General features: G+C 62.1%; 15 protein-coding genes and 1 pseudogene. 6 read left to right on the top strand and 10 right to left on the bottom strand.

The window, feature by feature from the left end; genetic code table 11:
* The first annotated feature begins 66 nt into the window (after positions 1–66).
* The 4 genes from ACE10Z_RS15210 (at position 67) to ACE10Z_RS15195 (ending at position 6881) form a co-directional block, all read left to right on the top strand.
* Positions 67–1248, top strand: a complete 1182-nt coding sequence (locus tag ACE10Z_RS15210; RefSeq protein WP_375788636.1) for an efflux RND transporter periplasmic adaptor subunit — start codon at positions 67–69, stop codon at positions 1246–1248.
* Complete coding sequence (locus tag ACE10Z_RS15205; RefSeq protein WP_375788635.1) at positions 1245–4358, top strand: efflux RND transporter permease subunit; 3114 nt, start codon at positions 1245–1247, stop codon at positions 4356–4358. The genes ACE10Z_RS15210 and ACE10Z_RS15205 overlap by 4 nt, the downstream gene beginning before the upstream one ends.
* Before the next feature lie 863 nt (positions 4359–5221).
* Positions 5222–5557, top strand: coding sequence for a BA14K family protein (locus ACE10Z_RS15200; RefSeq protein ID WP_375788634.1), 336 nt, complete (start codon positions 5222–5224; stop codon positions 5555–5557).
* 688 nt (positions 5558–6245) lie between these two features.
* Entirely contained in the window at positions 6246–6881 is a 636-nt protein-coding gene (locus ACE10Z_RS15195; protein WP_375788633.1) for a hypothetical protein, read from the top strand.
* Positions 6882–7296: 415 nt separating this feature from the next.
* Here the strand turns inward: ACE10Z_RS15195 and ACE10Z_RS15190 are convergent, their stop codons facing one another.
* From ACE10Z_RS15190 to ACE10Z_RS15180, 3 genes are all read right to left on the bottom strand, one after another.
* Positions 7297–8568, bottom strand: coding sequence for an MFS transporter (locus ACE10Z_RS15190; RefSeq protein WP_375788632.1), 1272 nt, complete (start codon positions 8566–8568; stop codon positions 7297–7299).
* A gap of 63 nt (positions 8569–8631) precedes the next feature.
* On the bottom strand, positions 8632–9426 hold the full coding sequence (locus tag ACE10Z_RS15185; protein WP_375788631.1) for an SDR family NAD(P)-dependent oxidoreductase: 795 nt from the start codon (positions 9424–9426) through the stop codon (positions 8632–8634).
* A 110-nt stretch (positions 9427–9536) separates the two neighbouring features.
* Positions 9537–10403 carry a TauD/TfdA dioxygenase family protein gene (locus ACE10Z_RS15180; protein WP_375788630.1) on the bottom strand — a complete coding sequence of 289 codons (867 nt, stop codon included), beginning with the start codon at positions 10401–10403 and terminating at the stop codon, positions 9537–9539.
* 464 nt (positions 10404–10867) lie between these two features.
* Between ACE10Z_RS15180 and ACE10Z_RS15175 the strand changes: the two genes are divergently transcribed.
* Positions 10868–11887 (top strand): AraC family transcriptional regulator, encoded by a 1020-nt coding sequence (locus ACE10Z_RS15175; RefSeq protein WP_375788629.1) that lies wholly within the window; start codon positions 10868–10870, stop codon positions 11885–11887.
* A 365-nt stretch (positions 11888–12252) separates the two neighbouring features.
* Here ACE10Z_RS15175 and ACE10Z_RS15170 read toward each other — a convergent pair whose 3' ends face one another.
* From ACE10Z_RS15170 to ACE10Z_RS15150, 5 genes are all read right to left on the bottom strand, one after another.
* Positions 12253–14001 (bottom strand): tetratricopeptide repeat protein, encoded by a 1749-nt coding sequence (locus ACE10Z_RS15170; protein ID WP_375788628.1) that lies wholly within the window; start codon positions 13999–14001, stop codon positions 12253–12255.
* Between the two features lie 42 nt (positions 14002–14043).
* Positions 14044–15441 carry an HlyD family type I secretion periplasmic adaptor subunit gene (locus ACE10Z_RS15165; protein WP_375788627.1) on the bottom strand — a complete coding sequence of 466 codons (1398 nt, stop codon included), beginning with the start codon at positions 15439–15441 and terminating at the stop codon, positions 14044–14046.
* Positions 15438–18251, bottom strand: a complete 2814-nt coding sequence (locus ACE10Z_RS15160; protein WP_375788626.1) for a peptidase domain-containing ABC transporter — start codon at positions 18249–18251, stop codon at positions 15438–15440. Before ACE10Z_RS15160 ends, ACE10Z_RS15165 begins: the two co-directional genes overlap by 4 nt.
* A 188-nt stretch (positions 18252–18439) precedes the next feature.
* Entirely contained in the window at positions 18440–19330 is an 891-nt protein-coding gene (locus ACE10Z_RS15155; protein WP_375788625.1) for a hypothetical protein, read from the bottom strand.
* Positions 19331–19414: 84 nt separating this feature from the next.
* Positions 19415–19603, bottom strand: coding sequence for a hypothetical protein (locus tag ACE10Z_RS15150; protein WP_375790130.1), 189 nt, complete (start codon positions 19601–19603; stop codon positions 19415–19417).
* 1948 nt (positions 19604–21551) lie between these two features.
* Here ACE10Z_RS15150 and ACE10Z_RS15145 point away from each other — a divergent pair.
* Positions 21552–23627 (top strand): hypothetical protein, encoded by a 2076-nt coding sequence (locus tag ACE10Z_RS15145; RefSeq protein ID WP_375788624.1) that lies wholly within the window; start codon positions 21552–21554, stop codon positions 23625–23627.
* Between the two features lie 287 nt (positions 23628–23914).
* Here ACE10Z_RS15145 and ACE10Z_RS15140 read toward each other — a convergent pair.
* Positions 23915–24364: pseudogene (locus ACE10Z_RS15140) on the bottom strand (DUF4347 domain-containing protein); the annotation flags it as partial.
* A gap of 102 nt (positions 24365–24466) precedes the next feature.
* Positions 24467–24868: a hypothetical protein gene (locus ACE10Z_RS15135; RefSeq protein WP_375788623.1), complete on the bottom strand. Its 402-nt coding sequence runs from the start codon at positions 24866–24868 to the stop codon at positions 24467–24469.
* Positions 24869–25365 lie beyond the last annotated feature (497 nt).

Here is a 25365-nt window from a genome sequence, read left to right as displayed (position 1 = left end):
CCTTCGGCACGTCCACGGGACTACCAGGCAGTTGCTGAGTGCACTTTGCCGTTGGGAGCAACATCCATGAAAACGAAAATCGTCATCTCCGCCGCGATACTGGTCGCTGCCATTGTGAGCGCCGCTCTGCTGCACTCTGCTGATCTCCATCCGATACGGAAAGCCGCGGCCGCTCCCGCTCCCCCTCGCGTTCCAGTCGTCGCCGGAACGGTGACGCAGCACGACGTTCCGATCTACCTGACCGGCGTCGGCACGGTGATTGCCTACAACACGGATATTGTGCGGGCGCAGATACAGGGGCAAATCATCAGCATCAACTTTACCGAGGGCCAACAGGTCCATGCCGGCGACCTGCTCGCACAGATCGATCCGCGGCCCTACCAGGCCCTGGTCGACCAATATACCGCCAATCTCGAGCGCGATCAGGCGCAGCTTGCGAACGCGCGGACCAATCAAACCCGATACAAGCAGTTGGGCGACAAGGGCTGGGCCACACCTCAGCTGATCGAGACCCAGGATGCCCAGGTTGGACAACTTCAGGCCGCGATCAAGGCCGACCAAGCTCTGATCGATGCCGCGAAAGTGCAGTTGAGCTTCACGCGCCTGACCTCCCCGATCAACGGCACCGTCGGCATTCGCCAAATCGACGTCGGCAACATCATCAGCCCGTCAAGCACCAACGGCCTGTGCGTCGTGACGCAATTGAACCCGATCTCGCTGATCTTCACGCTGCCCGAGACCGTGCTTCCGCAGATCCAGCAACAGCAACGAAAGACGAAAGCGCCTTTCACCGTTCTGGCCTACAATCAGGACAACACGGTCCGGCTCGGCGAGGGACAGCTTGGACTCGTCAACAACGAGATCCTGCAGACGACCGGCTCGATCCAGCTCAAGGCGAATTTCCCGAATGCCGAGCGGAGTCTCTGGCCCGGCGGGCTGGTTAATGCGCGACTGCTGCTCGACACGCGCCACAACGGCCTGACCGTTCCCGCCTCCGTCGTCCAGCAAGGACCGAACGGGGCATATGCCTATGTCGTCAATTCCGACGACACGGTCTCCATCCGTCAGATCAAGGTCGCGCAAATCAGCGACGGTCAGGCGCTGATCGTCTCCGGCCTCGAAGCCAATGAGCAGGTCGTGGTCGACGGTCAGTACAAGCTGCAACCGGGAACGCATGTGGTCCTGTTGCATGGCAAGGCCGCGCAGGAAGCCGCAGCACAGGACGCGATGCAGGCGCCGATCCCATGAATATCTCCGCCCCCTTCATCCGGCGCCCGATCGCAACCGCCCTGTTGATGGTCGGATTGCTGGCCGCAGGGCTTGTCGCCTACCCGCTGATGCCGGTGGCCGCATTGCCAAACGTCAACTATCCGTCGCTGACCGTCACCGCTCAGATGCCGGGTGCCGACCCGCAGACCATGGCGTCTTCGGTTGCCTCGCCGCTCGAGCTGCAATTCGGCGAGATACCCGGGCTCACGCAGATGACGTCGGCGAGCGCGCTTGGCTACACCCAGGTCACGCTTCAGTTCGATCTGAGCCGCCAGATCGACGGTGCGGTCAGCGATACGCTTTCGGCGATCAACGCGGCGAGCCCGTATTTGCCGACCGGCATGCCCTATCCGCCGACGATCCGGAAGGTCAATCCGGCCGACACACCGATCCTTGTGCTGGGTCTCACCTCGGACAGCCTGCCGCTCACCACGGTCGATGCGTATGCCGAAAACATTCTGCTGCAGAAGATCTCGCAGATCCAGGGCGTGGGCCTCGTCGGCATCGGCGGCCAGCAAAAGGCGGCGGTTCGCATCCAGGTCGATCCGCAGGCGCTTGCCGCACGCGGAATCAATCTGGAGGACGTACGCACCGTCCTCGGCCAGGCGAACGTCGATCTCGCCAAGGGGACGCTCAACAGCCCGCGCCAGACCTACACGCTCAATACCAACGACCAGCTGTTTCAGCCCGATCAGTATGCCGATCTCGTGATCGCCTATCGCAACGGATCGCCGGTGCGCATCCGCGACATCGGGCGCGCGGTCAGCGCCGGCGAAAACGATCTGATTGCGGGCTGGTACAACAACCATCGCGCCATCATGCTTTCGGTCCAGCGTCAGCCGGGAGCCAACGTCGTCGAGACGGTTCAGCGGATCAAGTCGCTGATGCCGACGCTCCAGGCGTCGATCCCCGCCGCGATCAAGATCAACGTCGTGTCGGACCGCACCCAGACGATCCGCGCTTCGGTTGCGGACGTGCAGTTCACGCTGCTGCTGACGGTCGCCCTTGTCGTGATGGTCATCTTCATCTTCCTTCGCAGCTTCTGGGCAACCATCATTCCAGCCGTCACCGTTCCGCTCTCGCTGATCGGCACTCTCGCGATCCTCTACGAAATGGGTTACAGCCTCGACAATCTGTCGCTGATGGCGCTGTCGATCGCCGTCGGATTCGTGGTCGACGACGCGGTGGTCGAGATCGAGAACATCACGCGGCACATCGAGGAGGGTTTGTCCCCCTACGACGCCGCAATGAAGGGATCCGGCGAGATCGGCTTCACCGTCATGGCGATCACGTTCTCGCTGATCGCCGTCTTCATTCCGCTCTTCCTGATGGGCGGCTATGTCGGTCTCCTGTTCCGTGAATTTGCAATCACGGTGAGCGTCGCGCTGGTGCTTTCCCTGGTGATCTCCCGAACGCTGACGCCGATGATGTGCGCCTATCTGCTCAAGCCGGAGAGCCACGAGCATGGGCGCCTGTATCGCTGGTCAGAGCGCGGTTTCGATCTGCTGCTCAATGCCTATGAGGAGGGCCTGAAGGTCGTGCTGCGGCATCGCTTCATCACCTTGATGGTGATGATCGCAACCATCGCGGTGACCGGATATCTCTACGTCATCATTCCCAAGGGCTTCTTTCCTCAACAGGATACCGGCCTGATCCTGGGTCAATCGGAAGCCGCTCAGGACATTTCGTTCCAGGCGATGGCGGAGCGCCAGCAGGCCATGCTCGATACGGTCGTGCGCGATCCCGCCGTGTCCACGGTTGGTTCGGCGGTCGGCGCCGGCGGAGGCACCACCACGGTCAACGACGGCCGCGTGTTCATTCAGCTCAAGCCAGCCGACCAGCGCGATCCGATCGACAAGGTTATCGCGCGGCTGCGCGCCAGCCTCGCCAAAATCCAGGGCATCACCCTCTATATGCAGCCCGCGCAGGACATCACCATCGGCGCGCGGCTGAACAAGACGCAATTCCAGTACACCATGAACGACGCCGATCCCGGCGAACTCAACCACTGGGCAAACCGGTTCCTCGACAGGATCAAGACATTGCCCACGGTCGCTGACGTGACGACCGATCAGCTCAATTCCGGGCCACTGCTCGACATCACGATCAAGCGCGACGTCGCCTCGTCCTACGGCATTCTGCCCTATACGATCGACAACACCCTCGATGACGCCTTCGGCCAGCGCATCGTCTCGACGATGTACACGACACTGCAGCAATACCATGTCGTTCTCGAGGTCGATCCGAAGTTCCAGTATGGGCCCGAGGCGCTCAACGGAATCTATGTCAAGTCATCAAGCGGTCAGCAGGTGCCGCTCTCGACGCTGGTCGATTCAGCCGTGAAGGTGGCGCCGCTCGTCGTGAATCATCAGGGGCAATTCCCGTCTGTGACGATCTCGTTCAATCTGGCGCCCGGGGCGGCGATCGGAGAAGCCGTGAACGGCATTCAAGCCATCGCAAAGCAGCTGCATCCGCCGCTGTCGCTGCAGACGAGTTTCCAGGGCAATGCACAGGCCTTCGGTGCCTCGTTGAAGAGCACGCCCGTCCTGATCGCTGCGTCGCTGTTCGTGATCTACCTCATCCTCGGCGTGCTCTATGAAAGTCTGATCCATCCGATCACCATCATCTCGACACTCCCGTCGGCTGGTGTCGGCGCGCTGCTGCTGCTGATGGCGGCGCATTTCGATCTGAGCGTGATCGCGGTAGTCGGAATCATCCTGCTGATCGGCATCGTCAAGAAGAACGGCATCATGCTCGTCGACTTCGCCATCCAAGCCGAGCAGCATGATGGGCTCGCACCGGAGGAGGCAATCTACCAGGCCTGCATCAAGCGCTTCCGCCCGATCCTGATGACGACGATGGCAGCGCTGCTGGGCGCCGTGCCGATGATGGTGGGCACCGGCGTCGGATCAGAGATCCGCCAGCCATTGGGTTACGCCATCGTTGGTGGTTTGGCCCTGTCGCAAGTCCTCACGCTCTACACCACGCCGATCGTCTATCTCTACCTCGATCGATTGCAGAACTGGCTGTTCGGCACGCGACGGCACCAGGCGGTGTCGCAGGATGTCTATCCGACGCCTGCGGAATAGACGCACGTATCTCATCGGCCCGGAAACACGCTCGCCTCCCCGCTCGCTCAGGCTTCCGGTCAAGCCCCGGACCCGTCTCTTCCGGTATCGAAGTCGACCGGTCCGGCGGAGCAACTGCCCGTCTGGGCTCTGCCGCAAGGTATGGCGGATCATGCGTCGGCTGCACCCGGAGCTATTCGACAAGAAACACCCGAGCCCCTGGGACGATTTCACCCTAAAGAGCCGTACCAGAACCAAGAAGCACGCGGTCACCCGCGAGGAGGTCTACAAGTTCGCGTGGGGCTGCCGGTCCGTCGGGGGTCCCTTACATCGCTAGACCCACTATTTTGGAAGCCCTGTTTTCTTATCGGCGGGCAGCCTAGCACGCGCGGTGGCTTCTTGATCGCTCGTCAAAGGCCGCCGTTCGCATGCAATTCAAGCAACTGCAGAGGGTCGTCATTCAAGCAGATCGTCGCTTACGGCCATTGCGCCGATGATCCGAACGTATTCGGGCGATACTCAAAGGGGACACCTGGAGAAGGACTCGGCTCAACGTCAACTATGTTATTCAGGCACGTATCGGACCGCCATCTCTTCGGCATCAAGGAGGCTAAACAATAATTTACGACGCCTCCGCCATCGCACACGCAGTGGCCTACCGATCTCAATTCGATCACGACCGCCACACGTGTCGAACGCTGATCTCATACAGGAAACTTCGTCACCTGCACCGTTCGCGCAAGTGTGATGTTCACTCCACGAAATTCCTTAGATGCACCACCTATATAACGGAGGTCGATAAAGTACTCGAAGGAAACGTTCTCAACAGAGCCGCAGTGATCGCTGGCGCAAGTTCTCCGCACACAACAACACGGAGAACGACTATGACGACGTTCAAACTTCTGATTACTACGACGCTGCTATCGATGACTGCGGTCACCGCCGCGCGCGCGCAGTTGCCCACCTGGGCGGCCAGCCATCCGGCCGCCTTTGACGCGCAATATCCGGACCGTAGTGTGCTAAACGATGGCGCGCTGACCCCTGCGGGCAGAATGGGCCTCGAACTGCCCGGCGGCGCGGCTCCCGTCTTCGGAGCGAACAACGCCTATGCTGCAGATCGCGCCATGGCTTCATCCTGCGCACATCATCTCCATCGCTCCTACGATCCCGCATCCGGCACCTTCCTCGGTTACGACGGCCATCGCCATGCCTGTGAGTGATGCTACTGGAGTTGGTTCGATGCGTAGATATGTTTTGGCCTTGGGCCTTTTGATCGGGTTCTGCGGGTCTGCCGGCGCTGCAACTGTGCATCACCTTCGACCACCACATCTCATCCTGCATCACAGCCATAGTGTGATTTCGCGTTTCGTCGTTACGATGCCCGGCTATGACGACACGCCACGCTATGACGATCCGTCCAAGTTTGGCGGTCAGTCGCTGGGGATGGATCCATAGAGCGGTGCTCGACACGACCGATCCAGCGCTCCGCGTTGGATCGTCGGTCGGGTGTTGATTTGCATAGGATTATGGCTGTCCCTGCGCGCGCAAGAATGCCTGGTAGCACCAATCGTCTCCTCGAATGCAAATAGGGTTCACATTCCGCCGTCACCATAAGGCGTTGCCGGAAGCCGGTGGATGGTTGTCAGATCACGTCCGCACTGGCGCTGCGGGGTTCGGTCACGATCGTCGTGGGAAACCTCAGCCGCGTTGAGATTGGCTGAAACTGCAACGGCGAGACGGTATCCCCGCCGTCGGTTTGATTGTTCTCCCAATTTGCTTTTGCGATCGTCATTATTAGTTTGCCGGCCGAAAGGCCTAGACTATCGAGTCTGGACCGCTGTCGTCGCTGTCAGCTTGGTCTACATGCTGTGGTGCTAGATCGCAGTCTCTATATTCGGGGCATCACCTATGAATTTGCTAGAGCAACTGGACGAAGTATTCCGCGAAACCATTGATGAGAGCGACGTTGAGATCAGAAGACGGAAGTTCAACGAGTTCACCAACAGAATGGAAGCTCAGGTTGCACGCCTGCCCCCGGAGGACCAACGAGGGGCAATGGAGCCGGTTGTACAACAGATGGCCGTCTACTGGGGTTTGATGCAACACGATAAAGAGGACCTGAGGGTCAGATTAGGTCTGCGTGGTCCATCGGCCGCCATCAATCGGTTAGGGCAACTCGCCGCCGAAAGCGCCTTGCCCAAGATGGACCTTCTGCCGCAAGTGGATCATTTGTGGCGCGAAATCCTTGGGCGCGACAGGAGTTTTGTTAAAGCGAGGCTAATTGAGTTCAACAACAGCGTGCAGGCTCAGGTTTCACATCTACCAAAAGCCGAACAAGAGAGGCTGCTTGCTCTGGTCTACATGAAGAACGAAGAGTACGGCCACGAGGCGCTGCGGGACCGATCTGGCCTGATAGCTAGAATGGGTGTGTCATCCTCCTCCCCGTCCGTCTCCACCAATCGCTTAGCTCAAGTCGCGGCCGAAACAGTCGTCCGCGCAACAATCTGGGAAAGCGTCATCGCGCTATTCAGAGCCTTTCGATGAGCGCGCCCCATTAGCCCGAGTGCCCGTCGAACCGAACGGCCCGAGACAACCCGCGCCTCATCGTCTCGTGCTGTATGCTGAACTTGGGTTGGGCCCCTAACAACGGCGGGGCCTGGCGTTTGACGCTGGGCCATTTTGCCGACGGCAGCCGCCTCGGGCTGAGGGCTCGCGACCTGGCACAGCAGACCGAGCAGTGATGAGGCCGACGTAACTTGGAAATGGCGGGGATCGACCTCACCATAAACGAGCGGAACCTTAGAACCCGCAGACTCCTCGTCGTTGACAACGACGACGGAGGATTTTGAACGTTGAGCGGATTTCAGACGGTAGCGGTCGCTCTCGCCTTGCACTCTTCGACGCCAACATTTGCTGCCGAAACGCTCCCGATCAATTCTGGGCGTTGGAATAGTGTGCACTACGCGCGGGCTGGTACGTGGATCACCGAATCACGCTGGCGCACTGAGAACAAGGCGGCCAGCGCAAAGAACGCTCCCGAGCCGATGCCGATGAAATCGGTCGCCAGAACCACGTGCGTCAGCGGCGCGGAGACGCCCTGTGCCGTGAGCACGTCGACCGCTCGGCCAGCCGACAGGTTTCCAAGGGCAATCGCAAAGACATTGATGCACAGCATCGTGAATCCGGCCACTGTGGAGCGCGTCTGTGACGGCACCATGCTCATGATCGCGGCATTTGCCGACCCATAGCAGGCCAGTGGAAGGAAAAATCCGGCGCACATGCCGACATAGAACGCCCATGAGCCCGGAGCCACGAAGCGATAAGCGACCATCGGGACGGCGCACATGGCAATGAACAGCACAATGACCGCCGGGTGGCCCCCGGGAAGTCGACGCGCCAGGCGATCGCCGACGATACCACCGACGAGAGACCCCGTGGCGCCAAACAGCAACTGGAATGTGCCGATGTGTGCCGCGATAGAAGACGCGTCCATGCCTCTCTCCTTCACCATCCATAGTTGAGTGAACGACAGACCGGCGAACAGGAGGTGAAGCAAGACGAACCCGATGATCAAGAACAACAGCGCCGGACGGCTCCGCATCAAGCCCAGCACCATACGGACTTGCTGAACGAACGGTGCACCGCGCTCGTGCGTCACCGTCTGGCTGCGATCTTCCTCCAGGAAGGCCAGCAGCACGGCGATGACAATTCCCATCGACCCCAAGGCATAGAACGTCGAGCGCCAACTATGCGACGCGCCCAACGTGCCGGCCAGCAGGAAACTAGCGCCGATCCCCATGGGAATGCCCATGAAGAAGATGCCCATAATCGTGCTGCGCCGCTGCTCCGAGAACAGTTCCGTCAGGATTGAGACGGCGGCAGGCACCAGGGCCGCCTCTCCGCTGGCGACGAAGAAGCGTGCCAACGCCATCTGCTCGAAGCTCTGGGCGTGACCGGAAGCCCAGGTGCAGAGACTCCAGATGAACACGCCGGCGGCGATGAGGCGTGGGCGGCTAAATCGATCGGCTAGCGACCCGAGGAAGAGGGCCATGAAGCCGAAGCTCAGGACCCACACCACTCCCACGAGAAAGCCGTACTGGGTGTTGCTGATCTTGAGGTCTGCGATGATCTGAGGCGAGAAGCCCAACAGCATATTGCGGTCGATGTGAGCCAGCACGTGAATGACCAGCAAGCTGGCCAGCGCCGCAGTGGGGCGCTTCTTCCAGAGCATTCTTGTCTCCAGTGGCATGATTACGCTCGCTACGAGTTTCTCGATCTTGATTGCATCGAGGCCCTAGATGGCTCCAAAGCGCTGCGCGTCATCGACGATCAGCATCGAACCGGTGATGAAGGCGCTGGCTGGCGAGGTGAGCAGCAAGATCGCGCCGTCCAACGCCTCAGGCGTACCCACGCGCTTGCGCGGCAACTGCTCAATCATCTTTTGTCCGGCCGGAGTTTGCAGCATGGCGCGGTTGATATCCGTCTCGATGAATCCCGGATTGATGGCGTTCACGTTGATGCCCTGCGCCGCCCATTCGCGCGCCATGGTGCGGGTCAGGTGCTCAAGTGCTGCCTTGCTGGCCCCGTAGATTCCCAGGCCCGCTGGATTCGACTGCGCAGCGAGCGAACAGATGTTGACAATGCGGCCCGGGGTGCGCGCCGCTGTGAGGCGCCGTGCGAAGGCCGTTGCCACGAACAGTGCCGCCTTGGTGTTCACGCCCAGGATAAGGTCAACTGCAGCTTCGCTGACCTCTGCGAGCGGGCTGCGTCCCCCGACGCCGGCGTTGTTGACCAGCGCCCACAACGGCGCCATGTCCCGCTGAATCCGATCCAGCACTTCGGCCAACGCCTTCTGGTCCGTTACATCCACCGAAAAGCTCCGTGCACGCCCACCTGCGCCAAGGATCTCAGCCTCGGTTTCCTTCAGTTGCTGCTCGCGGCGCCCCAGCAACGCCACCTCAGCGCCAGCGGCGGCCAGTGTCTTCGCCGCCTGCCGGCCGAGACCCGATCCGGCGCCCGTCACGATCGCCGTACGGCCCGTCAAACCGAAGCAATGAGTGAGAAAGTTCGTGTCGACACGATCCGTCATGGATACCTTCACTTCGTCGGGATGCGATTGATCAATCTCGGGCCACCGCAACCGCCTTGTCTGCACCGCAGCCACTCGCGGAGTAGGTGACCCGGATCATCGAGGCACGTTCAGCTCGCTGCGAGGTTCGCATTCGAGATCTGATTGCCGACACCGAACGGCTTGTCGCCGCAGATCGTGACACGGTGCCCATAGCGCCGATGCGGCCAGTAATCGAAGATTGCCTGGTGCTGTGCCGACCGATTGTCCCAGAAGGCGATCGAGTTCTTCTGCCATTTGAAGCGACAGGACAGCTTTGGCGTCTCGATGTGCTGGAACAGGAAGGAGAGCAGCGCGTCGCTCTCGGCCCGGCGAAGCTGCACGATGTTCGTGGTGAAGCCGCGATCGACGAACAGCAGCTTACGGCCGGTCACCGGGTGGATGCGCACCACGGGATGCTCGAAGCGCGGGAACTGCATATCGCTGCCCTCGCCGGGCTTGCGGTCCGAATGCGCCTTCCAGGAATCGTGGACTGCGGTCAACCCATCGAGCATCTTGCGAAGCGGTTCCGACAGGCTTTCATAGGCCTCGTACATGTTGGCGAACATCGTGTCGCCGCCACCGTCGGGCGGGATCTCCTGGATATAGAGGATCGAGCCCATCGGCGGCTCCTCATCGCAGGAAACATCCGAATGCCAGGATTCGCCCGCGACGCGCTTGCTGTTCTCGTCAGCCTTGATCACAAGGATTTCAGGGTGGTCCGGTAGGCCCTTCGGCGCGTTTGGATGGACATGCAGCTTGCCGAACCGGGCGCCGAACACCTTTTGCTGTTCGACCGTGAGCTGCTGGTCCCGAAAGAAGATGACGAGATTTTCCATCAGCGCCCGATGGATTTCGTCGAACTCGTGGTTGGTCAGTGGTTGCGAGAGATCGACGCCAAAGATCTCGGCACCGATCGTTGGCGTGGTTTTGCGTACCTCGATAGTTTCGTAGGCCATATCCGGCTCCAGTTTGGTCAGGTGGTTGGGTTGTTCTGGGAACAATCGTGGCGCACGTGCGAGTCGGGAGACACGCTCGTCAGAATGGCACTGAAGGCCGCTCGCTGACGCCAATTATCGCGCGTGCATCAAGCAGGCTTCGACAGGCGCCACACGACCCCAGACAGTTGCCAGGACGGCGCCCTTTAGGCGATTCCAATGATCGAGCAGCAGTGGCGGTGGTAGAGCATCGACGGTCATCGTCGGCGCGACGATCGAGATCAAGGCGGCGAGCTTGCTGTCGGTCGTGCCTATGCTGCGCTGCTCGGATCGTGCACATCGTCGTTCCGCCCTTTTCGCCCCGTTATGTCACCGGTTTCCGGTCGCTGTCTTTGGGGGTGACTGATCAATACTTCGGGCCTCGTCCCCGCGTTTGACGATTCATGACAGCCACTTTACATTTCGCGACAGGGAGGAGTTTTGCGATGGTCGACCTGATCCGCGCGGCCTGCCTGACGCACTATGCGGAGACCGCGCGCAGCGTCGGGCTTGATCCGGCGAGGATGTTGAAAAGCGTGGGCTTGCCGCCGTGCCTGACCGACCCCGACATCCGGATTCCGGGCCGCGGTGTACGCCGCCTTCTGGAGGCGTCCGCAGCCGCCGCGGGGATCGACGATTTCGGTCTTCGGCTGGCCGAGCGCGGCGGGTTTTCAAACCTCGGGCCAGTCGCCGTCATCGCGCGCGACCAGCCAACCGTCGGTGCAGCGATGGAGGCGATCGGACGCTACATGCATATCCACAATGAGTCCCTGCGGCAGCGCATCGAGCGAAACGGCGAGATCGCGGTGATCATACCCGAGCTATTGCTTGGCCGCCCAGTACCGGCGCGGCAGGCGGTAGAGCTTGCGGTAGGGGTCTCCTATCGCATTCTCAGCGCCTTTTTGGGACCGGGATGGCGGCCACTGGACGTGCACTTCACGTATCCCGCACCGCGCAGTCGTCAGACCTATCGGCGCTTCTTCAAGTGCAACGTCGCGTTCGGAGCCGAATTCGATGGGATCCTCTGCTCCAGCATCGACATGGATCGCCCGATGGCTACGGCAGACGCATCGATAGCGAGATACGCGCAGAGATATATTGAGACCGTTGCGGCGCGCTCATCGACGTTTGATGGCAAGGTTCGGGAATTGATCGCAACACTGCTGCCAAAGGGACACTGCTCGGTGGAGCGCGTGGCCCAGCACCTGGGCTGCGACGGTCGCACCGTGCAACGCAGGCTTGCCGAGAGCGGCAAGAGCTTTTCCGAGATTGTTGACGAACAGCGGGCCGCAGCAGTGGTTCGCCTTGTTGAGGAAAAGGACCGTTCACTCAGCGCTGTCGCCGCACTTCTGGGCTTCTCCGCGCAAAGCGCGCTCGCACGTTGGTTCCGAGACCGATTTGGGTGCAGCATTACGGAGTGGCGCCGGGACCCTCGGCATCGGTTGATAGATCAAAGGGCAGGCTAAGCCTGTCGTCACGGACCTTCCCCCGTATTGATTGGTGAAAAGCGACGGCCGACACTCGGCCGTCGTCGAGGTTGCCGATGTCCGATCGTCGCGAACGCTCCAGGGCTCGGCCACCACTCCAGGCGATCAAAGCCGGAATCCGTGAGATCGCGAATGTCCTCGTCGTCAATAAGGCGGATCTTCCGCTGATCGGACTCGCTGTCTGCTTCATTGTGCAGTCGGCCTGTGGCTGCTCATTTTTGTTGGCGTCGAGATGGCGAGGTATTACTACGGGTGAGCGCGATGACGCCCAACAACCGATGCGCGCATACCAGCGGAACACGCCCGAGCGGGCGCTGGATCGCCTCCATGGCCGGGCCACGAGATCATCCTGATGCAGCTTTTGTCAATTCGGCAAGCTCTGCATCTGCATCGACAATGCCTTGGGCGGCGGCCATTTCGAACCAGTAACTCGCCTGCTTGGGATCACTGTGGCCAGCCGCACCGCTTCGCAAATAGCGCCCGAGCATGAGTTGAGCTTGACCATGACCGCGCTCCGCGGCCGCACGAAACCAACGCTCGGCTTTGCTTCGATCCACGGGAATGGCATGGCCGCCGCTATACATAGCGCCTAGCGCAAACATTGCTCCAGCGTGGCCGTTCGCGGCGGCCCGCTCGCATAGTTTGAGCGCTGCAGGAGCATCTTGCGGGCCCCCTCGACCGTTCACGAGCATCTCAGCCAGAGCAACCTGAGCATCGGTGATGCCTCCCTCCGCCGCCCGCACGAACCAGCCTCGTGCTGCTTTCGGATCGGCCGGCAAGCCTCGTCCATCGGCAACAAGGCGGCCAATCATGAACTGCGCCTCTGGAACTCCTTCGGCCGCGCGCCGCAACCAGACTGCGGCCTGCTGTTCGTTGCGCTCGACACCTATGCCCTGGAGAAGGCAAACGCCGAGATTGAACGCGGCGACAAGATTGCCGCGTTGCGCTGTCTGCATGAACCAATCCGCGACCGGCGGACATTCCTCTCCTCTGACCGCTCGTTCCAGCAGGTCATTTCCGACGTCGACTTGAGCATCCAAATTTCCGGCCTCAGCGGCGATGCGCAACCAGCGGGCCGCTTCATGGTTGTCCTGAGGTACTCCGGCTCCGGTCATGTAAAACGAACTCAACGACTGAGCGGCCGCCGCGTTGCCACCCTCCGCCGCACGACGATACCAGTTTGCCGCTTCCACATAGTTCGGCGGCAATGCTCCGCCCTTGGCATAAAGGTTGCCGACCAGTTCCGCAGCACGAGCGTCACCTGCCAAGGCAGCACGACGAAGCCACGTCTCGCCCAACACCAGATCCCTGGCAACAACGGTACCTTCAATCAGCATCGTCCCCCATTTAATCTGCGCACCGCGGTGTCCCAACTCAGCAGCTTTACGGTAAAGTTCAGCGGTTGCAGTGGGATCGTGTTTGCCGCTGATCCCTCCTTCGGTGAGCACACCCAGCATGAAGACGGCCGTAGGAATTTCAGCAGCCGCCGCTGCTTGCATGTTTTCGACGATCTCGTCCCTGTGAGCGGCCCGGTTCGGGTCTCCGGCGAGCGACAGCGCATATCCCAACTGCCCTTGGGCGCAGCCTGCGGAGGCGGAGCGGCTATACCATTCCCTCGCCTGTATCTGGTCTCTGAGCGGTGGCGGACCATAGGTCAAAATGTAAGCGAGCAGAGCCTGCCCGTCGGGAGATCCGGCGTCAGCCGCCATGCGAGCCCATCTCAGGGCGGCGTCGAAATCTGGCTTTGACGTGCTGTCCTGCGAAAATAGTCGCGCTGCGGCGTCGCCGCGGTCCTCTCGCGCTTGCGAACCGAGCCCCTGGAGCAAGAGCGATGCCAGCATAGCCTGCGCCTCGACGTTGCCGTTCAACGCCGAGCGTTCCAACCAGCGCGCTCCCTCTGTCCGACTGTACGGTACGCCGGCGCCTTGAAGATAAAGCCTTCCGATATGATACGCAGCTTCCGCGCTGCCGGCTTCGGCCATTCGGGCCAGATGCGGCAACGCTTCAGCAAACCGCTCTTTCTCAATTAGAGCGATCGCTCGGCGCAGCCCCGCCTCGGGGGACGCCTTTCCGATCAAGCGATCAAAGAGCATTTCCCGAAGGCTCCATCTGTCAGCACTGCAGAGCCAAATCGCTCACGGCTCGCGCAACGCTTCCTGCGTCACCGGAAGCATCAGGCCGAGCATGTATGTTAGCACGGTCCGCTGACCAACCTTAATATCGGCGGTTACAGGCATGCCTGGCGTGAGTTGGAAGCCGGCCGGCACACCGTGCAGGGCCACGCGATCAATACTGATCCGAGTGCGGTAAAACGGTTCCAGGTTCGTCGTCGGAATGGCACTGGTGGGATTGCGTGCCTCAACCTGGGCATTGAAGCTATCCGGACTCACGACGCGTACGACTCCCTCGGCCATCCCGTATTGCGAGAATGGAAACGTGTCGAACTTGACAGACACCGGATCCTTGACATGCACGAAGCCGTTGTCTTTGCCCGCAATATTGGCCTCGACCTCAAGTGGCGCGTCCGCGGGCACGAGCGTAATGAATTGCTGCCCCGACTGCATGACGGAACCAACGGAGACCTTTGCGACGGATTGCACGATCGCATCAAGCCCGGCGCGGATCTCGACCAATTTGCGTCGCAGGTTGGCCTTGGTCAGCAGTTCCCGTGTGTCGGCCGCCTTGACACTGATCTCCTGCAACTTTTGCGAAGCGTCCGCCTTCCAACCGCGAATGTACGCGTCGCGGTCCGATGCAAGCGCCGATTGATCGCGCTTCGCGCCCTCCCCGGTAGCGACCGCGTTGGAGAGCGACCGCTGCATTTCAACGCGCGTATCCTTGGCGATCAGCGAATTCAGTCGGCTCCCGGTTTGGGTCGCCTCCAGCTGCCTGCGCATATCCTCGATGCTCTGTGCCACGCCGAGGCGGTCGCGATAGCCCACGGCATCGGACTCCGATCTCGCTATCACGGAGTTCAGTTCCTGCAGTCGATGCTCGTAGTTCTCAATCTTGGCGTCAAATTGCGCTTTGCGATGGCTGAAAATCGAAGCCTGCAAAGCCCAATTCGGATCATCGCCGGAGTACGTGAACGGCTGGCCATCCGCCTCGGCACGCAGCCGCGCGAGTTCGGGTTCAAGGCTGTTCAATTGCCCCTCTAAGGCCACTCGATCCGCTTCGGCGAAGGTCGGATCGAGACGCGCCAGCACATCGCCCGCACGCACATGCTGGCCTTCGCTCACGTCGATCGAACGGACGATTGCCGTTTCCAGCGGCTGTACGAGGACGGTGGAAGACCGCGAGACCACCAGGCCGCGCGCAGTGATGACCTGATCGACGGGCAATACCCCCGCAACAAGGACCAAGGCAGCGACCATGCTGGAGACGATCCAAATCGTGCCACGCGCCGCGCGCGGCACAGGAGCATTGATGATCGCCGTTGACGGTTGCTGAAACTCAAGGATCACCGGCAAGGTCGGATCGCTCTTCCTCGACTTGAACGGTAGTGGCAGCAAATTAGCTTGGACTTCGCTCATGGTTCGTTCGCTCCGCCCGAGACCAGCTTCGGAGTAACCGACTGGCGCGCCGGTTCGCTATGGCGGTTCTGCTGGTTCCAGAGTTGTCGATAGATCGCACAACGCTCCACCAAAACACTGTGAGCGCCGCAATCGACGATCTTACCCTGATCGAGAACCAAAATTTGATCGCATGCAACCAACGACGACAGCCGATGCGAAACGATGATCATCGTCCGTCCGCTCGCAATGCGCTCGAGGTTCGCCGTCACGACAGCTTCGCTTTCGGGATCGAGGGCACTGGTCGCTTCGTCCAATACCAGGATGCGCGGATCGGTGATGAGCGCTCGCGCGATCGCCAACCGCTGCCGTTGTCCGCCAGACAGGTTCGGAGATCCTTCTTCTATGTAGGTCTCAAAGCCATTGGGCATCCGCTCGATGAATTCCTCAGCGCCAGCGAGCCTTGCCGCATAGACAGCATCCGATAACGTCAAGCCCGGTCGACCGGCGATGATGTTATCTCTGATGGAGCCACGAAACAGGAAGTTCTCCTGCAAGACGACACCGAGGCTTTGCCGAAGGTGACGCAGATCAACATCGCGCAGGTCGGCGCCATCGATCTTCACAAATCCCTTATAGTCACGATTGATTCCCTGCAGTAGGCGCGTAACCGTCGACTTGCCCGATCCGCTGCGACCCACGATGCCCAGCGTCGATCCGGCCGGAACCGAGAAGCTGATCCTGTCGAGCGCCGGGATAGTCGTGTTGAGGTAAGTGAAGCTGACGTCCTGGAAGGCTATTTCGCCTGCGAACTTCGGTCTGAGGCCCGCCGCTCGCGCGCTGCTCTCGGCCGGCCGATTAAGTACGGAACTTGCCTCTCCGATCGCCGCCCCAACCTCCTCATAGTCCTCGATCAACCGCGCCAGCCCAACGAGTGGCTGAGCAACCCGCGCGCTCAGCATCAGGAACGCGAATAATCCGCCCACCATGTAGCCTGACGAGTCGTTCATCGCCAGATACGCACCGAGCATGGTCGTGCCGAGCACCATCAAGCGCTCGATCGGCGTAACCAAAGTCTGCGGCCAGTTGGACAGACGGCCGAATTCCAGCCGCCATTTGCCGGCCTCTGCAATCCGCTCATCCCAAAGAGCGCGACGTTGTGGTTCGAGAGCCAGAGCCTTGACCGTCTTGATGCCCACGATCGTCTCGCCGAGCGTCGCCGACTTCCACGTCTCGGCGGCAGTGACCCGTCCGTACATCTCGCGCATCGGCTTCAGGAATGCGATGATGATCAACAAGATTGCGCCGGCGCAGCCGAGCACAACGCTAGCCAGGATCGGGCTGAGATAGAACAGGAACGGGAGCAGCACGCAAAGCGTCATCAGGTCGAGAAACGTGGTCAGAAGGCGGCCGGTCAGAAATTCGCGAACACGATAGACCTGCGCGATACGGTACATCGTTTCACCCGCAGGATGCCGCTCGAAGTAATCGAGCGGCAGGCGAAGCAGTCGGTTGAAGACGTGCAGATTGAGTTTTGCGTCGAGCCTGGCGCCGACGACTGCGATGACATGACGACGCGCATGCCCCAACAGGGCTTCATAGACGATGACGACCGCCATGACGGCGGCAAGCATGACCAAGGTGGACGTACTGTGGAATTGCAGGACCTTGTTGACCATCGTCATCACCAGGAGCGGTGGGAAGATGGTCAGGAAGCTGATGGTGAGCGAAGCGATGCCGATGTCCCGCAACAAGCGCCGTTCATGCAGAACGAGGTCGAAGAGCCAGCGCAGGTCAAACGGCGCGTCAGCTGCAACGCGGCTTCGGCTCGCGCGCACCAGGATGGCCTCGCCGTTCCACACCTGCGAAAGGCGCAACTCGTCGACGGGAACGGCCCCGTCCGCAGCAGCGCCGGGATCCCTGAGCATGACGATATTCTGATCGGCGTTCGCACCAACCATAAGCGCGGCGCTACCGTCGGCGAACAGCAAGATGACGGGCCCGGCTTCGCTCATCCCGAGCAATTGGCGCCAGCTGGTTCGTACCGCACGTGACCATAGGCCGGCATTCTGCGCCCAGGCCGAGAGCTCTGCGGCCGATGGATAGACTTCGGATTCACCTGTTCTCAACTCGGCGACGTCGAGCTCGACCCCGTGATGACGCGCGACCTGGACAACCGCTTGCAGCCGCGCCTGGTATTGCGGACTGCGTTGCGCTTCCAGGCGATTGATCGAATGCCCTTGTTGCGGACCAACTCCGATTGATTTCGGCTCGGATGAGACGGCCCGCGGCTTTGACCGAGCCTCTACGTTGATCTTTGCGGCGAGATTCGCGCAAAACCGTTGCGCGGAGAGACGTGCGCGGACACCGAGATCGGTCAACGACTCGCTTCTTTCATGGAGAGAATCCATGAATGAATGCAGGTGATCGGACCATCGCGTTGCGAATTGCGCTTTCGTCGCTTGCCATGAGGCACGTCGCGATGTTCTCGGCTTTTGGGTAACGTGTGGACGGCCCTTCGGACGTGCAGTAGCAATATCCGGTGACACCGCAACCTGCGACCTATCGTCGTGCTGCGCGGGGATGACGTTCAGATCGCCGCGTATGTTGAGCGACTGTGTTCGCGCCGGTGCCGTTACGCCAAGGCGGGCCTGCCCTTCCACGCGCCACACCGCCTCATCGAAATCACTTTTCTCATTGTCGACTTGGGCTTGCGACAGATCGATTCTGGCGGCTAGCCGGCCGTCCAAAAGGGCGCGTGCCCGGCTGTAAAGCGCGTTGCGCGACGCCTCATCGCTCGCAGACAGATCGTCAATGGCGTTCTGCAGCAAGCGGACATACTTACCTGGCCCTGGCTCCCCAAAGGCGCCCCTATGCGGGTCCACGGTCACCCTCCAAAATCGACAACAGAATAAAATTTCTTCGCTATATCGCTGCAATCTAGACGAATTCGACGGGCCGTAACACCGAAATCCCCATAGTTGGTTGATGCGCTTGGGACCCCGTTTTCACCTACGTTTCACCCGACCGCGAACAATTGCCTTAGCCGGGATGGCAATTCGCCGGTGGAACCAATCGCAACACAGCTTTCTGTCCATAAGTCGAGATAACGCTCGATCGGAACGGATGTCCGTTCCGGCCAGCGGTTCAAGGCTCCCAAATCATCGAGGCAGGCCGGTTTGCCCAGCTTGACGTCCTCGTAGATATGAAGGACGCCGACCACGGCGGGGCCCCACGGAACTTCCTTTCCAGATCTGGCTTCCAGCTTCGTTCGATTTGTGCGGAACCACTCGGCCGGTGAAAGATCGTCAGCTTTGAACTTGTCCAGCAGCGCTGAGCCATATTGACGAATGGCGCGGGCAAAACCTGCGTCTCCCGCAAATGGCGGCGATCGCTCCCAACTGCCGGCAAGCAGCCGCAGACCGCGAACCGAAAATGTCTCCACCAGCACCTCTTCGAGCCATTGTGTCGGAGGCTGCGGTTTCGCGGAGAACTGCCAGCTGTTGCACAAGACGTGCCCGAGCTCATGACCGAATTGATAGGCGAGCCTGCACCAATCCGCATACCCGACGTTCACGACGACCGACGCCATGTCAGGTTGGTCGCTGTGCAACCAGATCGCCGGCGTGACTTCGTCGCGATTTTCGATACGGATCTTCTTGGGTTGCCGATCCGACAGCAATCGCAATCCTGATAGATCGACCTCCCGGATGCGGTTGAGCACACGCATCACGGCGTCGGTCGGCGCCGCATGCCAATCGCCCGCTAATTCGATCGGACCACTCAACAGGCCATCAGTCGGAGCGATCTCGCGTCCGAGAGCCCTCCTGCTGCCTTCCGTGGCGACAACGGCCGTGCTGCTCGCGAGAACGAGGAAGCGTCGGCGGTCGATCAGGGCAGTGCCAGCCATCGGCTACTTTCGGCCTGGTCGAAGAAGAAGCCAGGGATGCGCGATCCCTGGCTTCGTTTTCAGTCGTTTCTTTATCCGCCGACCTTAATGGTCGTTCTTCGGCAAGTTGAGGTTTGGCCGATTTGATTGATCGAATTGACCAATCGATCCGGCACCACCCGGACTGTTCTGATCGAAAGCTGAGCCGCCATCGGTGTTGCCCATGCGGGACAACAGCATCTGCGCCAAGCTCTTGATCGTCGTGAGATCGGCCTGCAACTGCTGGCCATTCATTGACCCTCCCGCCATTGCAAGCGCCAGGTCCGCGACTGCAGCCTCCAATTTTAGCAGCACCGGACTCAACGATCCAACGGTCGTATCGGGACTGATCGTCGTGGTCAGCGACGTCTGATCGTCATGATGACCGGACGTTCCTGTTGGGCCCGCCGAGCCTGTCGAGCCCGTCGCTCCAGCTCCCGTCGCACCGGTAGCTCCGGTCGAACTGGTAGCGCCTGGTGCGCCAGTCGCACCGGTTGCTCCCGTCGCTCCGGCAGTGCCCGTCGCACCCGTTGGGCCGGTATGACCCTTGTGGCCTCTCGGACCAGTCGGACCCTTCGGACCACGTGGACCGGTCGAGCCGGTCGCCCCGGTCGAGCCTGGCAAGCCTGTCGCACCCGTGGCTCCGCCTGCACCCGTCGAGCCCGTAGCACCGGTGGCCCCAGTAGCGCCAGGATCGCCGGTTGCCCCACTCGCTCCCGTCGCGCCGGTTGCCCCAGTGGCTCCCGTCGAGCCTGTAGCCCCCGTGGCTCCGGTACGACCTGTTGCGCCGGTTTTGCCTCGCGGACCTGTTGGTCCGGTCGGCCCCCTCGGGCCGGTTGCGCCGGTGGCTCCCGTTCGTCCGGTTGCCCCGGTCGATCCTGTTGCACCCGTCGAGCCGGTGGCTCCCGTGGCACCCGTCGAGCCGGTCGCACCAGTTGCGCCGGTCGAGCCCGTCGCTCCGGTCGCACCCGTCGACCCGGTGGCACCGGTTGCACCTGTCGAGCCGGTTGCACCCGTGGCACCCGTCGAGCCGGTTGCACCTGTCGAGCCCGTGGCTCCGGTCGCGCCCGTTGCTCCGGTTGCACCTGTCGAACCGGTGGCACCCGTGGCTCCCGTCGAGCCGGTCGCTCCCGTTGCACCGGTCGAGCCGGTTGCACCTGTGGCTCCGGTCGCGCCAGTCGCTCCCGTTGCACCTGTCGAACCAGTGGCCCCAGTCGAGCCGGTAGCACCAGTTGCACCCGTCGAACCGGTGGCACCCGTGGCTCCGGTCGCGCCAGTCGCTCCCGTTGCACCTGTCGAACCAGTGGCCCCAGTCGAGCCGGTAGCACCAGTTGCACCCGTCGAACCGGTGGCACCCGTGGCTCCCGTCGAGCCGGCCGCTCCCGTTGCACCGGTCGAGCCGGTTGCACCCGTGGCTCCGGTCGCGCCAGTCGCTCCCGTTGCACCTGTCGAACCAGTGGCCCCAGTCGAGCCGGTAGCACCAGTTGCACCCGTCGATCCGGTTGCGCCGGTAGCACCTGTCGAGCCGGTTGCACCTGTTGAGCCCGCGGCGCCGGTGGCACCCGTCGAGCCGGTTGCACCTGTCGAGCCGGTGGCTCCGGTCACACCTGTGGCTCCGGTCGCGCCGGTGTCACCTGTTGCTCCCGTTGCGCCTGTCGAACCAGTGGCCCCAGTCGAGCCGGTTGCACCAGTTGCACCTGTCGATCCGGTTGCGCCGGTCGAGCCGGTAGCTCCCGTCGAGCCGGTGGCTCCGGTCGCACCCGTCGTGCCGGTGGCGCCCGACGAACCCGTGGCCCCCGTCGAGCCGGTTGCTCCCGTATTGCCAGTTGCTCCTGTCGAGCCCGTGGCTCCGGTCGAACCCGTCGCCCCAGTGGCGCCGGTCGAACCCGTTGCACCGGTGCGACCTGTTGCACCAGTGTTGCCTCGCGGGCCTGTCGGTCCCGTAGGCCCTGTCGGTCCGGTCGCACCCGTCGCACCGGTCCGGCCGGTCGCACCAGTTGCACCCGTCGAGCCGGTGGCTCCCGTGGCGCCCGTCGAGCCGGTTGCTCCCGTGGCGCCCGTCGAGCCGGTTGCTCCCGTATTGCCAGTTGCTCCTGTCGAGCCCGTGGCTCCGGTCGAACCCGTTGCGCCAGGATCACCGGTCGCACCCGTTGCCCCTGTTACACCCGTGGCGCCAGTCGCACCTGTGGCTCCGGTTGCGCCAGTGTCGCCCGTCGCACCGGTCGATCCTGTTGCGCCGGTGTCACCAGTCGCACCCGTGGCGCCGGTCGCACCTGTGGCTCCAGTCGCGCCCGTGTCGCCCGTCGCACCGGTCGATCCTGTTGCGCCGGTGTCACCCGTCGCACCCGTGGCGCCGGTCGAACCTGTGGCTCCGGTTGCGCCGGTGTCACCTGTCGCACCCGTGGCGCCGGTCGAACCTGTGGCTCCGGTTGCGCCGGTGTCGCCCGTCGCACCCGTGGCGCCGGTCGAACCTGTGGCTCCGGTTGCGCCGGTGTCACCTGTCGCACCCGTGGCGCCGGTCGAACCTGTGGCTCCGGTTGCGCCGGTGTCACCTGTCGCACCCGTGGCGCCGGTCGAACCTGTGGCTCCGGTTGCGCCGGTGTCGCCCGTCGCACCCGTGGCGCCGGTCGATCCTGTGGCGCCGGTTGCGCCGGTATCGCCCGTTGCACCCGTGGCGCCGGTCAAACCTGTGGCGCCGGTTGCGCCGGTGGCGCCCGTCACACCTGTGGCTCCGGTTGCGCCAGTGTCGCCCGTCGCACCCGTGGCGCCGGTCGATCCTGTGGCGCCGGTTGCGCCGGTATCGCCCGTTGCACCCGTGGCGCCGGTCAAACCTGTGGCGCCGGTTGCGCCGGTGGCGCCCGTCACACCTGTGGCTCCGGTTGCGCCAGTGTCGCCCGTCGCACCGGTCGATCCTGTTGCGCCGGTGTCACCAGTCGCACCCGTGGCGCCAGTCGCACCTGTGGCGCCGGTTGCGCCAGTGTCGCCCGTCGCACCGGTCGATCCTGTTGCGCCGGTGTCACCCGTCGCACCCGTGGCGCCGGTCGCACCTGTGGCGCCGGTTGCGCCGGTGTCACCCGTCGCACCCGTGGCGCCGGTCAAACCTGTGGCGCCGGTTGCGCCGGTGTCACCTGTCGCACCCGTGGCGCCGGTCGAACCTGTGGCTCCGGTTGCGCCGGTGTCACCTGTCGCACCCGTGGCGCCGGTCGAACCTGTGGCTCCGGTTGCGCCGGTGTCGCCCGTCGCACCCGTGGCGCCGGTCGAACCTGTGGCTCCGGTTGCGCCGGTGTCACCTGTCGCACCCGTGGCGCCGGTCGAACCTGTGGCTCCGGTTGCGCCGGTGTCACCTGTCGCACCCGTGGCGCCGGTCGAACCTGTGGCTCCGGTTGCGCCGGTGTCGCCCGTCGCACCCGTGGCGCCGGTCGATCCTGTGGCACCGGTTGCGCCGGTATCGCCCGTTGCACCCGTGGCGCCGGTCAAACCTGTGGCGCCGGTTGCGCCGGTGGCGCCCGTCACACCTGTGGCTCCGGTTGCGCCAGTGTCGCCCGTCGCACCGGTCGATCCTGTTGCGCCGGTGTCACCAGTCGCACCCGTGGCGCCAGTCGCACCTGTGGCGCCGGTTGCGCCAGTGTCGCCCGTCGCACCGGTCGATCCTGTTGCGCCGGTGTCACCAGTCGCACCCGTGGCGCCGGTCGCACCTGTGGCGCCGGTTGCGCCGGTGTCACCCGTCGCACCCGTGGCGCCGGTCGATCCTGTGGCGCCGGTTGCGCCGGTGTCGCCCGTCGCACCCGTGGCGCCGGTCAAACCTGTGGCGCCGGTTGCGCCGGTATCGCCCGTCGCACCCGTGGCGCCGGTCGATCCTGTGGCGCCGGTTGCGCCGGTGTCGCCCGTCGCGCCTGTGGCTCCAGTCGAACCCGTACCGCCGGTCGCACCAGACGCGCCGGTGGCTCCAGTTGCCCCTGTACCGCCCGTTGCACCGCTGGCACCAGTGGCGCCCGCCGCACCGGTACCGCCCGTTGCGCCGCTGGCTCCGGTAGCGCCCGTCGCTCCTGTAGCGCCCGTACCACCCGTTGCACCGCTGGCGCCCGTCGCACCTGTAGCGCCGGTACCGCCCGTTGCGCCGCTGGCTCCCGTCGCACCGGTTGCGCCCGTTGCTCCGGTTGGGCCAGTCGCGCCAGTCGCGCCTAGCGAGGTCGAAACGCTTCCGGACGTGAATGTATCGCCGTTCGCCACGCCACCGCCCGAGAACACACCGTTCGTGATGGTTGCGACCGAGGTGTAGCTGTTCCCGCTAGAGTTGTAGTAAACTCCGTAGGTTCCCGTTGCGCTCGGAAGCAGGGTCTCAACGCTGAAACCCGAGACGTTACCCGTGCCCGCGCCGAACCCCTTTGACGGGAGTTGAAATGAGGACACAATTGTAAAGGTGCTGAGATCAACCACATAGAATGTGTTGTTAGCTACGGGCTGACCTGAGTTTCCGATCGTGCCATTGAGAGTCAAAACTGCCGAGAGCAAGCCTTGATAGCTTTGCGCACCGAGCACAGTCATCGGCGCTTCCGCGGAGCGGTCGTTGCTCTCGGAATCGAGCGTCCAACGACCACCTAGCGTCTCGGCTCCGATAGGATTGCTGGCGCCATGAACGGCCGCGCCGGTTGCATCTTCGAGCGCCTTCAGAAAACGGTCGCCTTCGTCGGCCAGCGCTGTACGACAGCTCCACAGGCGCAAGTCACCGCCTTGCTTGAGTGCACGACCGATCGTTGCAAGCTCACTCTCATCGCCCGCCAGCGTCGCCGACGACCATTCTCCTGAACTGAAGACCACTCGGCCCGGTGCACCATGCGCGACAACATGGATCGCGTCCAATCGCTCGGCGCCGCCCAGCGCTTCCGCCATCTGCTTCGCTGCGGGCCTTTCGCAATCGAGTACGACCGCACGAACCTCGGGTCGCAGATTTTCCAGCAGCGTGTTCAGATCGGGAACGAACGGATCAACGAACAGAAGCTCTGATTTATGGGCCATGAAATTGGTCCTGTTTTTAATGTACGACAATTCAAATCAGCCGAGCGCGGATTGCCGCCTCGACCCAAAATCAAAGTGCAGACGCTCTGCAGTACGGTCAGATCATCCGCTGCTTGGTTCGCCAGGTGATGAGAGATTCAGAGAACTGCGCACGGACAGAAACGGACAGACCGTAAACTCCCCGTTCGCATCAAAAGTGCCGACGTCGTAGGCGCTCGCATAGCGCCCGACCTTCATCCGCATCTCGACCGCGTTGAAGCGATCGGACGCATCTGGCAAAATGACTTGGGAAACGATCGTCTTCGTAGCTCGATCGACGACGAAGTAGGTTACGTTTTGCGTGGTCGCGCCTCGCGGCAGCGATCCGGTCACCGTGATCTCGTTCGAGATGCCCGCAGAGAGAAGCCCAGTATATTGAGCAACGCCTGCCGCCGTTATCGGAGGTGCGATGGACGGAAAGCTGTGGGAAATCGACGACTTGCCGGCTCGACCTGACTTAACCATGCGACGCCACCCAATACACGGACGAGGTCGACGCCCGGAGCCCCTTCGCCCGGAAACCGACGCCCGATCCAACTAGAAATAGTGGTTCAACCTTGGGTGGTTAGCCGCTACGCACACCTAAGCCATCAGCAAACAGCCAACGAACACATTCCAAGATTGAACGTCAGTCCAAATACCCCCGCCTGAAGCGCAGACGGACCGCAGAAATTAATAATCTCTTAAGCATAAGCAGATCGAGAAAAATAGCGCAAGAAGATTCAAAATCGAGCGCGAGTTATGTCAAATTATTTCGGTTAACGGGTTCCATTAACAACGATTTGGCTGCGCATCAGACGGCGCAACTTGCTGAATTTGCTGCCCGAACATTTTCAGCTACGTTGATTGGTGTTTCCGTTGATGGAACCAAAGGGCCGGCGCATGCCGTGTCGAACCGATCAACTCTTCTTCTAGTTTGAGCTTTTTGTAATTGCTTGCATCAACCTAAAAAGTTTGGCGGT

The sequence above is a fragment of the Bradyrhizobium sp. Pha-3 genome, from assembly GCF_042258615.1.
Taxonomy (GTDB): Bacteria; Pseudomonadota; Alphaproteobacteria; order Rhizobiales; family Xanthobacteraceae; genus Bradyrhizobium.
The sequence above is the reverse complement of the archived record's forward strand: the minus strand, read 5'-3'. Positions and strand labels throughout refer to the sequence as shown.

Bases quoted from the DNA above. Each gene is read 5' to 3' on its own strand.
- ACE10Z_RS15210 (WP_375788636.1), top strand. From the start codon at position 67: ATGAAAACGAAAATCGTCATCTCCGCCGCGATACTGGTCGCTGCCATT.
- ACE10Z_RS15205 (WP_375788635.1), top strand. From the start codon at position 1,245: ATGAATATCTCCGCCCCCTTCATCCGGCGCCCGATCGCAACCGCCCTG.
- ACE10Z_RS15200 (WP_375788634.1), top strand. From the start codon at position 5,222: ATGACGACGTTCAAACTTCTGATTACTACGACGCTGCTATCGATGACT.
- ACE10Z_RS15195 (WP_375788633.1), top strand. From the start codon at position 6,246: ATGAATTTGCTAGAGCAACTGGACGAAGTATTCCGCGAAACCATTGAT.
- ACE10Z_RS15190 (WP_375788632.1), bottom strand. From the start codon at position 8,568: ATGCTCTGGAAGAAGCGCCCCACTGCGGCGCTGGCCAGCTTGCTGGTC.
- ACE10Z_RS15185 (WP_375788631.1), bottom strand. From the start codon at position 9,426: ATGACGGATCGTGTCGACACGAACTTTCTCACTCATTGCTTCGGTTTG.
- ACE10Z_RS15180 (WP_375788630.1), bottom strand. From the start codon at position 10,403: ATGGCCTACGAAACTATCGAGGTACGCAAAACCACGCCAACGATCGGT.
- ACE10Z_RS15175 (WP_375788629.1), top strand. From the start codon at position 10,868: ATGGTCGACCTGATCCGCGCGGCCTGCCTGACGCACTATGCGGAGACC.
- ACE10Z_RS15170 (WP_375788628.1), bottom strand. From the start codon at position 14,001: ATGCTCTTTGATCGCTTGATCGGAAAGGCGTCCCCCGAGGCGGGGCTG.
- ACE10Z_RS15165 (WP_375788627.1), bottom strand. From the start codon at position 15,441: ATGAGCGAAGTCCAAGCTAATTTGCTGCCACTACCGTTCAAGTCGAGG.
- ACE10Z_RS15155 (WP_375788625.1), bottom strand. From the start codon at position 19,330: ATGGCTGGCACTGCCCTGATCGACCGCCGACGCTTCCTCGTTCTCGCG.
- ACE10Z_RS15150 (WP_375790130.1), bottom strand. From the start codon at position 19,603: ATGAATGGCCAGCAGTTGCAGGCCGATCTCACGACGATCAAGAGCTTG.
- ACE10Z_RS15135 (WP_375788623.1), bottom strand. From the start codon at position 24,868: ATGGTTAAGTCAGGTCGAGCCGGCAAGTCGTCGATTTCCCACAGCTTT.